The organism is Ancylobacter oerskovii (genome assembly GCF_018390555.1).
Taxonomy (GTDB): Bacteria; Pseudomonadota; Alphaproteobacteria; order Rhizobiales; family Xanthobacteraceae; genus Ancylobacter; species Ancylobacter oerskovii.
This window is the reverse complement of the sequence record NZ_JAHBGB010000003.1, coordinates 36,358-49,542: the sequence shown is the minus strand read 5'-3', so window position 1 is coordinate 49,542 and position 13,185 is coordinate 36,358. Positions and strand designations below refer to the sequence as shown.

14 protein-coding genes and 2 pseudogenes are annotated in these 13,185 nt (G+C 62.4%); 10 read left to right on the top strand and 6 right to left on the bottom strand.

The window, feature by feature from the left end:
* Position 1 precedes the first annotated feature (1 nt).
* The gene (locus KHC19_RS05010; protein WP_213351155.1) at positions 2-490 is read left to right on the top strand and encodes a nuclear transport factor 2 family protein; all 489 of its coding nucleotides are present in this window, start codon (positions 2-4) and stop codon (positions 488-490) included.
* Here the strand turns inward: KHC19_RS05010 and KHC19_RS05005 are convergent.
* Positions 456-1,334 (bottom strand): LysR family transcriptional regulator, encoded by an 879-nt coding sequence (locus KHC19_RS05005; RefSeq protein ID WP_213351154.1) that lies wholly within the window; start codon positions 1,332-1,334, stop codon positions 456-458. The genes KHC19_RS05010 and KHC19_RS05005 overlap by 35 nt on opposite strands.
* A 157-nt stretch (positions 1,335-1,491) precedes the next feature.
* Here KHC19_RS05005 and KHC19_RS05000 point away from each other — a divergent pair, with 157 nt between their 5' ends.
* Together KHC19_RS05000 and KHC19_RS04995 are read left to right on the top strand one after the other, a co-directional pair.
* Positions 1,492-2,262, top strand: a complete 771-nt coding sequence (locus tag KHC19_RS05000; RefSeq protein ID WP_213351152.1) for a pirin family protein — start codon at positions 1,492-1,494, stop codon at positions 2,260-2,262.
* A gap of 47 nt (positions 2,263-2,309) precedes the next feature.
* Positions 2,310-2,946: pseudogene (locus tag KHC19_RS04995) on the top strand (pyridoxamine 5'-phosphate oxidase family protein).
* A 40-nt stretch (positions 2,947-2,986) separates the two neighbouring features.
* Here the strand turns inward: KHC19_RS04995 and KHC19_RS04990 are convergent.
* Positions 2,987-3,904: a LysR family transcriptional regulator gene (locus KHC19_RS04990; RefSeq protein ID WP_213351150.1), complete on the bottom strand. Its 918-nt coding sequence runs from the start codon at positions 3,902-3,904 to the stop codon at positions 2,987-2,989.
* A gap of 119 nt (positions 3,905-4,023) precedes the next feature.
* Between KHC19_RS04990 and KHC19_RS04985 the strand changes: the two genes are divergently transcribed.
* The 7 genes from KHC19_RS04985 (at position 4,024) to KHC19_RS04955 (ending at position 9,823) form a co-directional block, all read left to right on the top strand.
* Complete coding sequence (locus KHC19_RS04985) at positions 4,024-4,710, top strand: helix-turn-helix domain-containing protein (RefSeq protein ID WP_213351148.1); 687 nt, start codon at positions 4,024-4,026, stop codon at positions 4,708-4,710.
* Positions 4,697-5,128, top strand: coding sequence for an alpha/beta hydrolase (locus KHC19_RS04980; protein ID WP_213351146.1), 432 nt, complete (start codon positions 4,697-4,699; stop codon positions 5,126-5,128). Before KHC19_RS04985 ends, KHC19_RS04980 begins: the two co-directional genes overlap by 14 nt.
* 94 nt (positions 5,129-5,222) lie before the next feature.
* Positions 5,223-6,212 carry an NADPH:quinone reductase gene (locus tag KHC19_RS04975; RefSeq protein ID WP_213351145.1) on the top strand — a complete coding sequence of 330 codons (990 nt, stop codon included), beginning with the start codon at positions 5,223-5,225 and terminating at the stop codon, positions 6,210-6,212.
* 266 nt (positions 6,213-6,478) lie between these two features.
* The gene (locus KHC19_RS04970; RefSeq protein ID WP_378297264.1) at positions 6,479-6,976 is read left to right on the top strand and encodes a DUF983 domain-containing protein; all 498 of its coding nucleotides are present in this window, start codon (positions 6,479-6,481) and stop codon (positions 6,974-6,976) included.
* Between the two features lie 218 nt (positions 6,977-7,194).
* A complete protein-coding gene (locus KHC19_RS04965; protein WP_213351143.1) occupies positions 7,195-7,659 on the top strand; it encodes a nuclear transport factor 2 family protein in 465 nt (154 codons plus the stop codon).
* A 127-nt stretch (positions 7,660-7,786) separates the two neighbouring features.
* Positions 7,787-8,755, top strand: coding sequence for an MBL fold metallo-hydrolase (locus KHC19_RS04960; RefSeq protein ID WP_213351141.1), 969 nt, complete (start codon positions 7,787-7,789; stop codon positions 8,753-8,755).
* Positions 8,756-9,235: 480 nt separating this feature from the next.
* Entirely contained in the window at positions 9,236-9,823 is a 588-nt protein-coding gene (locus tag KHC19_RS04955; protein ID WP_343207655.1) for a DUF302 domain-containing protein, read from the top strand.
* A gap of 565 nt (positions 9,824-10,388) precedes the next feature.
* On the opposite strand, the gene KHC19_RS04950 is transcribed toward KHC19_RS04955, so the two are convergent.
* The 4 genes and pseudogenes from KHC19_RS04950 to KHC19_RS04940 form a co-directional block, all read right to left on the bottom strand.
* Positions 10,389-11,143 (bottom strand): IS5 family transposase gene (locus KHC19_RS04950; RefSeq protein WP_213351139.1). Its coding sequence is split into 2 segments (ribosomal slippage): positions 10,389-10,813 and positions 10,813-11,143, totalling 756 coding nucleotides; the frame shifts between segments, so codons are not numbered across the junction.
* Positions 11,144-11,321: 178 nt separating this feature from the next.
* A pseudogene (locus KHC19_RS25765) lies at positions 11,322-11,502 on the bottom strand (tyrosine-type recombinase/integrase); the annotation flags it as partial.
* Positions 11,503-11,656: 154 nt separating this feature from the next.
* Positions 11,657-12,187, bottom strand: coding sequence for a VOC family protein (locus tag KHC19_RS04945; protein WP_213351138.1), 531 nt, complete (start codon positions 12,185-12,187; stop codon positions 11,657-11,659).
* A 105-nt stretch (positions 12,188-12,292) separates the two neighbouring features.
* Positions 12,293-13,141 carry an alpha/beta fold hydrolase gene (locus tag KHC19_RS04940; RefSeq protein WP_213351193.1) on the bottom strand — a complete coding sequence of 283 codons (849 nt, stop codon included), beginning with the start codon at positions 13,139-13,141 and terminating at the stop codon, positions 12,293-12,295.
* Positions 13,142-13,185: the final 44 nt, after the last annotated feature.

Here is a 13,185-nt window from a genome sequence, read left to right as displayed (position 1 = left end):
CATGACAGCGGACCTTGAGAGACGCCTTCGGGCTCTGGAGGACGAGGCGGAAATCCATCGTCTTGCCGCCCGCTTCAGCGATGCCGTCAACGAGCGCGACCTGGCGGCGTTCGGGCGCTTGTGGGCGGAGGCAGGGGCGGTCTGGAGCATCGGCCCGCCTTTGACGTCACGAGCCGAGGGGCGGGAAGCGATCGTCGGCCTGCTCGAGAGCCTCTACAAGCTCGAGCGCTATTTCATGCAGATGACGCATTCGGGGGTCGTCACCCTGGATGGGGATCGAGCAACCGCTCGATACGTCGTGCGGGAACACGGGCGCGGCGATGGAACCTATTACGAGAATCTCGCCGTCTACAACGATGAGCTCGTCCGGGAGGCCGACGGCTGGCGCTTTGCCACGCGCAGTTATGTCTATCGGTTCCTGAGCCAGAAACCGGTCGACGAAGAGGCATTCGAGGTCACGGGGGACCATCCCGACCAAATTTCTCAATGAGAAACTCGATCAGGACTCTTACCTTTCGGGTGAGGTGTTGCGCAGACGGTCGCACGACGAAGATGCCGACGGATGGCAGCGAGTAGTCCGTCATCACACGGACCAACTCGCCGGAGGCCAGGTCGCGTTCAGCGATGACATCCGGCAGAGCGGCGATCCCGACACCCGCTGCCGTGGCTTCTGCGAGTGCGATCGCGCTGTCCGCCTTGAAGCGGCCGTGTGGGTGGATGGGGAAGGTCTTGGTGCCGTCGCTGAACTTCCAGCTCTCCCTGCCCTGCAAAATGGCCTCGTGCGCGAGAACCTCCTCCGGCGTTTTCGGCGCGCCATGTTCGCTGATGTACTGCGGACTGGCAAAGAGATGCACGGCGAAGGATCCGATCTGGCGCGCGAGCAAGTTGGAGTCGGCCAGATATCCCACGCGGATTCCGCAATCGAAGCCCTCGCCGACGAGGTCGACATAGCGGTCGCTGTAATGGGTATGGATGTGCAATGCGCGGTGGCGGCGAGCGAGCTCGGCAAGCGCTGGAGCGAAATGGGAAGGGCCGAACGAGGAGGGGGCAGCGATCCGCAGCCGGCCCCGCAATTCTCCAGAGGGCAGGACGTCTTCGCGCGCCGTCTCGATTTCGGCACAGACCCGGGCGGCATGATCGCGAAAGGTCACCCCGGCTTCTGTCAAAGCCGCGCCCCGCGTGCTTCGTGCCAGCAGCTGGACGCCGAGCTCGGCCTCGAGCCGGGACAGACGCCGGCTGACGATGGACTTGGCGACGCTCAGGCGTTTCGCAGCCGCGGAGATACCTCCCGAATCCGCAACCTCTACGAAGGTCTCCAGATCCTCGATTTCCATAACGTTGTTCCCCGATTTGAAACAGAGCATGCCGGATCGTGGAGCTAGTGTGCCGGCGTGCGGGACGCTACTTTAAGCCTCAAGATTTCGCTTCTGCAAAATGCGCCCCTGATAAATTACGGGTGGTAGAGGCGGACGAACGAAAGGACGTCACATCATGGAACAGCTCAAGATCGAACCGGCGATGAGAAGAGGCGACTGGAATAGTGGCTTCAGCATCGAGATCTTCTATCCGGGCGACGCGCTCAACACCGGCGACAGCGGGATCGGCGCTTTCGGCCGGATCGACCGCGCACGAATCCAGGCTGGCCATGTCATTGCCATGCATCCCCACCGCGACGACGAGATCCTGACCTATTTGCGGGCTGGCACCATGTTGCACCGCGACAGCGTCGGGAACGAGGAGAGGCTGAGCCCGAGCCGCCTGATGATGATGAATGCAGGCCGCGAATTCCAGCATGAGGAAGAGATGCTCGGATCGCAGCCCGTCGAAGCCCTGCAGATTTTCATGCGCCCGCGTGTCGCAAGCCTGGACGCACGGGTGCAGTTCCACGATTTCGACGACGCGCTGAGCCGAGGCGCGTGGCGTCTGCTCGCCGCCCCGCAAGGTGCGCCGTTCGAGGTTCGCGGCCAGGCCTGGGTGCAGGATGCCCATCTCGCGGCGGGCGAGGGCCTCACCTCGCCTAAGCTCCCGGCCGATGGTGCGGAGAGATTCCTGCATGTGTTCGCCGGTGAGGTTTTCATCGACGGTGTGGAGGTGCATGCGGGTGAAACCCTCTATCTCGCGGCCGCCGATTGGAAGGTGATGGCTCGAACCGTGTCCGACCTGGTGCTGTTCACGACCGATGCAGACGCCCCCGTGTTCGCCGGCGGCATGTTCAGCGGCAATGTCCGCGCGGTCAGGAAGCAGCTTCCCGTGTCAGCCTGACCCATTCCCGCCAGAAATGCACTCTCACCGACAACGAGCGCGAGACTATGTCCCACGGATTCTTAGATATCGCTGTCACCCCAAGCGTTCGCACAGTTCAGGCGAAGATGGGGGGTGGATCACATATGGGATGACTTCAACGGAAGCAGGACGTTCGATCGCTTCGGCGATAACGAAGCCGCCTTTATCTCGACGCGCGATAGTTTCTACATGGCATCCGTCTCAGAAACGGGATGGCCTTACGTCCAACACCGAGGCGGCCCTCCCGGCTTTTTGAAGCTGGTCGACGAGCGCACGCTCGCCTTCGCCGACTATCGCGGCAACCTCCAATACATCAGCACCGGCAACATCGCGGCCGACAGCCGGGCTTGTCTTTTCCTCATGGATTACCCCCACCGCGCCCGACTCAAAATCTATGCTCACGCCGAAATTGTCGAGCTCGGGCGCGATCCCGCCCTAACCGAGCTTGTGACCATGCCGGGGTACCGGGCAAAGATCGAGCGCATCTTCCGGTTGACCCTGAACGCCTTCGATTGGAACTGCCCCCAGCACATCACCCCGCGGTTTACCGAGCAGCAAGTCTCCGAGGCGGTGCAGCCCCTTCGCGACCGGCTCGTTCGTCTCGAAGCCGAGAATTCAGAGCTCCGCTCTCGCCTGGCGGAGCTCGGCAAATCTCCAGCCTGATCCAAGCGGGGGCGGCGCTGGGCGCGCCTCACGCCGCGTCTTACGATTGGAAGGCTGTCGTCTCGTCCTGCAGGCGATCTCTCAATCGCGGAGCGGCGAAATCGAGGAACGCGCGCAACTTCCTCGGCGGCAGCTGCTGGCCCGCATGGACAAGGCTCACGGGCCAAGCCGGCAATTCGTACTCGGCGAGAACGACTTCGAGCCGACCGGTGCGCTTTTCGCGTGCGATCTGGTAGGACAGCAGGCGGGTGAAGCCCAACCCCGCCACTGCCCCGTCCACTGCAGCTTCCGCTGTGGTCACCGTCAGCCTCGAACGAACCGGCACCTGGACATCGCCATTGGGCGACGAAAACCGCCAGCCCGCCGGCGATGCCAGATTGTCGAAGGTGACGCAGATGTGTCGCTTCAGGTCCTGGGGTTCCTGCGGCCGACCGTGGGTCGCAAGGTAGGTCGGGCTGGCGCAGGTCACGCGACGCACGGCGCCGACCCTCAGCGCGACCAGGCTGCTGTCGTCCAGCTCGCCGATGCGAAGCGCGACATCGACATCTGCCTCGAGGAGATCGAGGAGGCGATCGGCGAGCACGAGCTTGACGTCGATCTCGGGATATTGGGCCAGGAACTCCGCGATGATCGGGATCATGTGCGTTCGTCCGAAGACGACGGGCGCTGTCACGGTCAGCTGCCCTTTGGGGTCCTTGTAGACGCCCATCGCCGAACGCTCGGCCTCCTCGACCTGCTCGAGGATGCGTCGGCTCGCTTCCACGTATAGTCGCCCCGCCTCGGTGAGGCTCAGCCGCCGGCTCGTTCGGTTGAGGATGCGAGTGTCGAGATGTGCCTCGAGCTCGGCGATGCGCCTACTCACCGTCGCGAGCGGCACACCAAGTTGCTTGGCCGCGGCCGAAAGACTTCCCGTCTCCACAACCTTCAGCAGAATTGCCATCGCACCCAATCTGTCCACGCTTCGATCCTCTCAAATCTAGCAATCTATGTTCTCGAAACGAGATGTTTTGTCGATTTCTGCAATCATATATTGAAAAGTTCGAGAGCAACCACACTCCTTTTGAGGGCTTTCGAACGATGTCGACTAGCCCGCCCTGCCTCGAAACGGATGATAGCGCCAAGCTATTCGATCGATGGCTTGGTGCGCGTCCGACTTCCAGCGCGGATAGCGACCTCGTTTCGACACTGCTCACCGAAGCGCTCTCGCTGTTCGAAGAGGACCCGCCCGCGGCGCGGCGCTGTATCGAGAGCGCTCGCCTGCTTATTCGCGCGCCACCGAATGAGGAGCGCCCGAAAAATTGCCGCCTTGCCGATTGGCAGGTGCGGCGCGCGAAGGAATTCATCTGCAGCAATCTTGGCGCCAGCCTGAGGATCGAGGCGGTCGCCAAACTTGTGCATCTGAGTGCCAGCTATTTTTCTCGATCGTTCAAATCCACGACTGGCATCGCCTATTCGGACTATGTCGCCGGCGCCCGCATCGACCTGGCGAAGAAAATGCTGCTCACCACCGATGCCCCGATTTCGGAGGTCGCCTTGGTGTGCGGCCTGGCCGACCAGTCGCACCTGACAAGGGTCTTCAGCCGCATCGTTGGCTTGCCGCCCAATACCTGGCGCCGTCAGCTCCTGGGAAGCGAGCTCGCGAAGGATCCCTCCGGGAGACAGTCGAATGCGGCTGCCGCGCCGGACGCTCTTGTGGCGGGCGATCTCGCCGATCACGAATGGGAGAATTCGGAAGCGCTAGAGGTTCAATATGCCGCAGAATAAGGACCATTTCAGCACCTCCGTGTCGCAGAGCGGCCGCGACGCCTACTCGACCTTCTTCAGGATCTCGCCGGAGGAGCGCAAGCGCGAAGGCGATCGGCGCGATTATTTCGCGCGGTTTTGGGCCGAAGCAGGCCCCGATGTGCGGGCTGCCTACGATCGCTTCATCTCCGCCTGCCCGTTGTCGGACGGTGTAACCCTCGAGCAGGTGGATGAAGGCGAGGTTGGCGGCTGGTGGCTGCGTCCGGACCATCCGCCAGCCGGCCAAGCGATCTTGTTCATTCACGGCGGTGCCTATGTGTTGGGTTCCGCGCTCGCATATCGAGGCCTCGCCAGCCAGGTCGTGGACCGCACGCGGATTCCTGCGCTCGTCATCGACTATCGCGCGGCAGATCTGATCAAGCAAACCTTCGGGACCTGACTGATGCGGGTTCGGTGAAGACACCCGCTCTCTCCACGATGAGCCGGTCGCTGCCGCTCCGGGCGCTATTTCCAGCAAGCGAAGAAAGCAAGACATGCGAGCTGTATTCTACGAACGCCAGGGTGCGGCCGAGGACGTTCTCGTCCTCGGGGATCTGCCCAAACCTCTGCCCGCCGCCGGCGAAGTGCTTGTCCGCGTCCACGTGTCGGGGATCAATCCCAGCGACATAAAGAACCGGACCGGATTCGTATCCAAGATGGCGTTTACCCGCGTCATCCCTCACCAGGATGGCGCGGGTGTTATCGAAGCAGTCGGCGAGGGTGTGGCGCCGGACCGAATAGGGGAGAGGGTCTGGATCTTCGAAGCGCAGACCGGCCGAGCCGGCGGAACCGCTGCCGAGTATGTGGCGGTGCCGTCGGACAATGCCGTGCGGCTCCCCGATGCCACATCATACGAAGTCGGTGCGTCGCTCGGCGTTCCGGCACTGACGGCGCATCGCTGCCTCTTTGCCGACGGCGACCTTCGTGGGCGGCGTGTCCTGGTCCAGGGCGGAGCGGGAGTGGTCGGCTCCGCCGCCATCCAGCTCGCCAAATGCGCGGGTGCATGGGTCGCTGCCACGGTTCGTCGACCAGAGCAGAAGGAAGTCGCGCAGCAGGCGGGAGCGGACCTCGTCCTCGATCTCAACGCCGCCGACGTGGCGGCGAAGATCAAGGCCGAGACCAACAACGCAGGTGTTGACCGCATCGTGGAGGTGGATCTCAGTTCGAACATCGAGCTCGATCTCAGATGCCTTGCGAATGGCGGTGTGATCGCAGCCTATTCCGCCCACGACGCGGCGGAGCGGGTCCCTGTTCCGATGGTGCCGGCGATGGTCGTCAATGGCGCGGTCAGGTTCGTCTATGTCTACACGATGCCGGACAGCGCGAAGAAGGCGGCGATCGCCGACATCAACGACTGCCTGCGAGCCGGTTCGTACAATCCTCGGATCGCAATGATCCTGCCCCTCTCGCGTACCGTCGATGGACATGTCGCGGTCGAAAAAGGCGCGATCGGCAAGACCCTCATACGAGTCGTCGACGAATGACCTCGGCTCGCCGCTGGTCCGATCCAGATGCGACGTTCCGGCGGCTCGTGCGCGAACAGATCGCAGGGCGGTGAAAATCGCCAACGGGTTCAGCGATCTCGCGGCGTGCGTCAGAGCAGCGGACAGATCCGCCCATGGGTCCGATGGCGACGGTTTCGTAGCCTGCCAAAACGTCACAGTTTCCGCGAGACACCAACGTTCAAAGGAAGCACGAGCCTTCAAGAATTCCAGCCTGGCCCAGGTCAATAATAGCCTGAATGGTCGGAATGATCGGATCGATGCGACGGATGAATTCTCCCAAAGGCTCCTCCACCGACGAAGAACGGGCAACCTCCGATTCCGTGTCGGCCGGGCTTGGGGATTTGGCATCTGCGTCGGAATGGCCCTCTCTTAGCCCGCTGGAAACCGGCCTGCGCGGCCGCTGCCCTAGATGTGGTCAGGGGCGTCTGTTCAAGGGTTTTCTCACGCTTCGACCCCGCTGCGACGTCTGCGGGCTCGACTATTCTTTCGCCGACCCGGCTGACGGCCCAGCGTTCTTCGTCATGATGTTCTGTTGCCTGCCTTCAGTCGGCTTCGCGGTCTGGCTTGAGATCGCATATGAGCCGCCGGCTTGGGTGCACTTGGTCACGACGCTGCCATTGACACTGCTGACCTGCATCCCGCCGCTGCGACCGCTCAAGGGATGGTTGGTCGCTTCCCAATATTTCTACAAAGCGGAGGAGGGTCACCTGGCCCCACCCGAGGAAGCGAACAAGTCCTCCTAAAATAAATCGCTTCTTTTCAATGGCGCATTTCTTCCGAACCACAAGCTCAGGTCCAACATCCACGACACCGGTCGAACGGGCTGAGGCCACTGACCGAGGATGATTGTGAAGAATGTTCGGCGAGGCGCCGCTGGGGCTGCCGCGATGTTCTAAGCGGCGGCCCACCATACAGACGCTTTTGCGACCAAACCTGTTTCTGACCCAGAAGGAGATCGAGAATGTCACGTCCGCCACTGCCGCCTTTCAACGAGCAGACCGCCATCGAAAAAGTTCGGCTCGCCGAGGATGGCTGGAACACCCGTGACGCCGCCAAGGTCGCGCTCGCCTATACGCTCGATACGCACTGGCGAAATCGTGCCGAATTCGCAACCAACCGCGCCGAAGCCCAGGCCTTCCTCACCCGCAAATGGAATCGCGAGCTCGACTACCGGTTGATCAAGGAGCTCTGGGCGTTCACCGGCAACCGCATCGCGGTGCGCTATGCCTACGAGTATCGCGACGACAGCGGCCAATGGTTTCGGGCCTATGGCAATGAAAACTGGGAATTCGCCGAGGACGGTCTGATGCGCAACCGTCACGCGAGCATCAATGAACACCCGATCGCGGAATCGGAGCGGAAGTTCCACTGGCCGCTCGGCCGGCGGCCGGACGATCATCCTGGTCTCAGCCATTTCGGCTTCTGAGCCGCCCGCGTTTCATCGGCCGGGGCGGACGGGTCACCCTCGTGGCCTCTTCGCCCCAACCGATGCGCGCCGCTGTCGAAGGGCACGGGCGTAAGCCCGGCCCATGGTCCATCACAAGGAGATCATCATGACTCGCACTCACCACCCGATGCTCACACGCCGCGGCTTCTGTCTGTGTTGTGTCGCTGCCACCGCTTTCGGAGCTTCGGGCGGGTGGCTCACGCCGCGAGAGGCATTCGCGCAGGCCAAGAATATCGTCGACCTGATCCGGGAGCATGCGGCGACCGATCCGATCAAGGTGACGAAGCTGCGTGGTGGTGTGAGCGTCCTCGAAGGCTCGGGCGGCAACATCGCCGTTCTTACGGGTCCGGACGGGAAGGTATTGATCGATGCCGGGATCACCGCATCGAAGCCTCGGATTCTGGAAGCCCTCGCCGGCCTCGGCAAAGAGCCCATTAACAGGCTCATCAACACGCATTGGCACTTCGACCACACCGACGGCAACGAATGGCTTCATGGCGCCGGCGCCGTGATCCTGGCGCATGAGAACACCAGGAAGCATCTTGAGTCTGCTCAGCGGGTCGAGGACTGGGACTTTACGTTCCCGAAATCCCCATCAGGCGCGCTGCCGAGCGAGACCATGGGCGCGGCAAGCACCCTCAAAGCCAATGGCTCGACACTGCATCTGAAATACTACGGACCGGCCCACACGGACAGTGACATCTCGGTCCATATCGCCGAAGCGGATGTGCTGCACACCGGCGATACCTTCTGGAACGGCGTCTATCCCTTCATCGACTATTCGACCGGCGGAAATATCCGCGGCACGATCGCCGCGGCAGAAGCCAACGTCGCCATGGCGAGCGACAAGACGATCGTCATCCCCGGTCATGGTCCCGTGAGCGACCGGGCCGGATTGGTCGCCTTCCGTGACATGCTCGTCGCGATTCACGCGAACGTCGCGAAATTGAAGGCCCGGGGCATGCCGCTCGAGGAGGTGATCGCCGCCAAGCCGACCGCCGCCTTCGACGAGAAGTGGGGCCAGTTCGTGATCAATCCCGCGTTCTTCACGCGCCTCGTCTACGCGGGCGCCTGAGACGCAGGGTCGGCGGTCTTGGGGCGCTGAGAGAGCGCCCCAAGACCGCCGACTGATAATTTCCTCGGAAACCAACCCTCGGGTGTCGACATGCTGAGCAGAGACAGCACCAGAGCCAGCTCTTCCGAGCTGGTCAACCGCCGAAAGTTCCTCGTGGCGGCCTCTGCCGGCATCGCCGGCAGCACGGTCACGTAAGGTGCTGCCGCCGAGAGTCTCGCCGATGTGCCTCCTCGCGAGCCGGGCGCCGATCTTACCGGTCTCAGCGCTCGCTCCCGCTACGTCAAGATCAGCCGCATCCCGGAGGCCGGCCCGGGCCGCCGCAGCATCGATCCGAGCGAGGCGATCAATTCGAAGGCGCCTCTCCAGGACCTGGTCGGGACCATCGCCTCAGGCCAGGCTCGACAAGAACGCGCTCGTGAATGTTCGGATGCCGAACCGCGATGGGTTTATCCCCGAGCCCGAATTCAGCGGCGCCAAGAAATGAGCTCCGCCAAGGTCTTGGGGCACCGATTGTTCCTTCTGTTCGCGCGCATCGGCATGCTGATCACGCGCGGCCTCGACAGCGGCACCGTTCCGCGGCTTCGCTCGGTCGCCATCGTCGTGGTTGCGGCGAGCGCCTTTGTTTCAACGATCTCATTGGGAGGGCCGGCTATGGCCGCGGATGGATTGATATCGGTGAAGAGCCAGTACCAGCCGCAGGAGACCTTGGCGCGGCTGGAGGCCACGATCTCCGAGCGCGGCTTGACCGTCTTCGCGCGGGTCGACCATGCGGCCGGTGCCGCGCAGGTCGGCCTGTCGCTGCGCCCCACCGTGCTGGTGATCTTCGGCAATCCCAAGGCGGGCACGCCCTTGATGCAGTCCGTTCAAACGGCGGGTATCGACCTTCCGCTCAGGGTGCTGGTCTGGCAAGACGCGGACGGGTCGACGTGGCTGTCCTACTATGACGTGGCCTGGATCGCCGGCCATCATGGAGCAGGGGCGGAGGCAAAAGCTGCGGTCGCTAGAATGTCGACTGCTCTACAGGCGATCGCTTCGCAAGCCGCCGAAGGGTGGCCACCTACGAAGTAGATCTTTGCTTTCTACCGTGGACAGCGGGTCGGTTGTTCACCCACCAACGCCCGCGACGCAGCTTATGGTCGCGTCGCCGAGAGTCGGCGATGAGATTTGGTCGGCCAAAGTTGATGACGCGATGACTTGCGCAGAGAAAGCGGCGGGGCCATCGAAAAGAATCCAGTCGAAATGGGCCCGTTTCGAAAGGCTCGTGACTGCGGCACTCCCGATTGGCTGCGCTCGCTCGCTATTAAGAGGGCTGTAAGAGCAGGATCGGTCTGCTCTCCGCACTTGTCCTCACGCCGAACGAACGAGGTCACCTAAAAGGTGGCGCATATTGCAGGCCCCCGTTCGTCCACAGCGCGTTGAGACCCCGTTCGAGCGCCAGTCTGGAGCCCTTTCCAAGGTTTCGCTCGAAGCTTTCCCCGTAGTTGCCGACGGCTGCAATCATGCGCACCGTCCAGTCGTTGGATACGCCTGGCCCTTCTCCGAACCTGCCGCCGATGCCCAGGAAGCGCCTGATTTCAGGGTTCTCCGTCTTGAGTAACGTCTTGACATTGGCCTGAGGGTCAGGACTCACTGATCAGAGCCAGAAGATGACGGTGGCAGCGAGTGCGATCGCCGAGAAGAAGGCGGTAGGGCAGCGGTCGTAGCGGGTGGCGACACGGCGCCAGTCCTTCAGGCGGCCGAACATGATCTCGATCCGATTGCGGCGCCTATAGCGGCGTTTGTCGTATTTGATGGGCTCGTTGCGCGATTTTCGGCCCGGGATGCAGGGCTTGATGCCCTTTTCCTCCAGCGCGTCCCTGAACCAGTCGGCATCATAGCCTCGGTCGGCGAGCAGCCATTGCGCCCTGGGAAGTTCGTCAATCAGGGCCGCCGCACCGATGTAATCGCTGATCTGGCCGGCGGTCATGAAGAAGCTCAAGGGACGGCCGTTGGCATCGGTAACGGCATGGAGCTTGGTGTTCATGCCGCCCTTCGTCCGGCCGATCAGGCGACCGAGATCCCCTTTTTTACCGCCAGGCTCGACGCCGTGCGGTGCGCCTTCAAATAGGTCGCGTCGATCATCACCGTCTTGCGCTCAGCGCCGGCCGAAAGCCCTTCCATCATGCGCGTGAAGACGCCCATCTGACCCCAGCGCTTCCAGCGATTGTAGAGCGTCTTGTGCGGGCCGTAATCCTTCGGCGCATCCCGCCAGCGCAGCCCGTTACGATTGACGAAGATGATCCCGCTCAGCACGCGCCGATCGCCCACCCTCGGTCTGCCGTGGCTCTTCGGAAAATACGGCTCAAGCCGCGCCTTCTGCTCGTCCGTCAGCCAGTACAGATCGCTCAAATCCAGTCTCCTCACGGAGCCTGAATCACATCACGCCGCTCACATCAATGGGTCCTGACCCTAGGGCCATTTGTATCGCAAACCGGACTGTCGGCAAACCACCCCAACATCGACAGACCGGCAACATATCCTGCGCGTTAAAGCGGCCATCCGCGCAACCTTGGATGGCCGCCCAACGTCAGATTTCCGTCCGCTCTGCCAGCAGCAGTGCGTCCTCCACGTCGACACCCAGGTATCGGACCGTATTCTCAATCTTGGAGTGACCGAGCAAGATCTGAACGGCGCGGATGTTGCCCGTCGCAGATCATGGACGCCTTCGTGCGACGGAGCGAGTGGGTGCCATACTCCTCTTGACGCAGCCGATCGCGGGAGCGGACATTCGATGCCGCTCCAAGGTAAGTGGTAGCGGAGGCCTTTGACGGCGTGCCCTAGCGCGTGTAACTGCCGCGTCCGCGCCGCTGTCTGTCAACATCGCCGCGACTGAACTGATGCGGATCCCGTTTCGCGTCCTGCTCAGTCCTCGTCCTGCCACCTGCGCAGATCCGTCTGGTCATGATAGGCCATGCGGTCCGGCGTGGTGATGAATTCCATCGTCGTGCCCCAGGGCATGCGGCAATAGCAGACCTTGTTCCCCGGGCCTTTTTCGGTTGCGTAAGGGATAGCGCGCGGTGCGGTAAGCGCGGTGCCGCCAGCCTTTTCGAAGCGCTCTACCGATGCGTCGATGTCGTCGGTGTAGACACCAAAGTGCGTAATGCCGAAGTCGCTCGCTCGAACCGGCCGCGCTTGTTCGGGTCCATGCATTTCAAAGAGCTCGATGTCAGGTCCGGTTCCGATTTTGACCATGGCCTGCGCGCGGACGACCGTTCCGGGAAAAGCGCCGGTGGCCCGCTCGAATTCGGGTCCCTGCCGCGGGGGAGCCTGCGGTCCGAAGGACTGGTAGATCACCTGGCCGCCGAAAGCTTCCACCAGGAACGATTTTGCTGCTTCGATGTCGGGCACCGTGATGCCGATATGATTGACGCCGCGAATGACAGGTGGGGTCATGATAGTCTTCCTCTCTTGTTTGATTGATCGAACGCGATCGGTGTGGGCGCAACTCGCCCGCAAACTCATGATCCGCCCGTCCCACGACGGCGTGGGCGCAGAGTTTCAATTGGCTTTGAGGAAATCGATGAGCGCGGCTGCGACTTCATTCGGCCGCTCGTCAGCGACATAGTGGCTGCACCGCGCGATGGGGCCGCCCGTCACATTGGTGGCGAACTCCTTGAGCATCGGCACCATCTGCGCACCGAACCGCTGGTCCCCACCTAGGCCAAGCACCGGTATCTGGAGCGGCTGCTTCTTGTACTCGAGCGCAGTCGCATGATCGGCCGCGAGGGAGCGATACCATTCCATGCCGCCACGTGTGCGACCGGGAAGTGCCATCGCTTTCGCGTAGACCGCGATGTTCGCCGGATCGAAGGTGCTGTGATCGTAGAACCGCTCGGCCATGAAGGCCGAAACATAGTCATATTCACGGCCATGGATCAGGCGCTCGGGTAGGTCCCGGTTCATATGAAAACTGAAGTGCCAGATCCTTGCCGTCGTCGATTCCCATTGCGTCCATCCGGGAAGTGGAACGTCGAGGACAGCAAGATGCGTGACAGCCTCCCGATAGATGGCGGCCTGCGGCAAGGCGACCATTCCGCCGATGTCATGCCCGCACACGGCGTAGTGTTCATGCCCAAGGGCAAGCATCACTTCATGCGCATCGCGCGCCATCGTCGCCTTGTCATAGCCGCCCTGCGGGCAGTCGGAAAAACCCGCGCCGCGCAGATCGATAGCCACCACGCTGAAATGCTCGGCCAGCAGCGGCATCACATGGTGCCATTCCCACCATGTTTCCGGCCAGCCGTGCAGCAAGAGGATCGGCGGACCTGAGCCTCCGGTGACGGCGTTGATCTTGATGCCGTTCGCCGGCACCAGTTGCTCGGGAAACCCCTTCAAAGCTGCGATCATGATCGCTTTCCAATCGATGTTGACGGTCAAACAGAGTTCGCCGC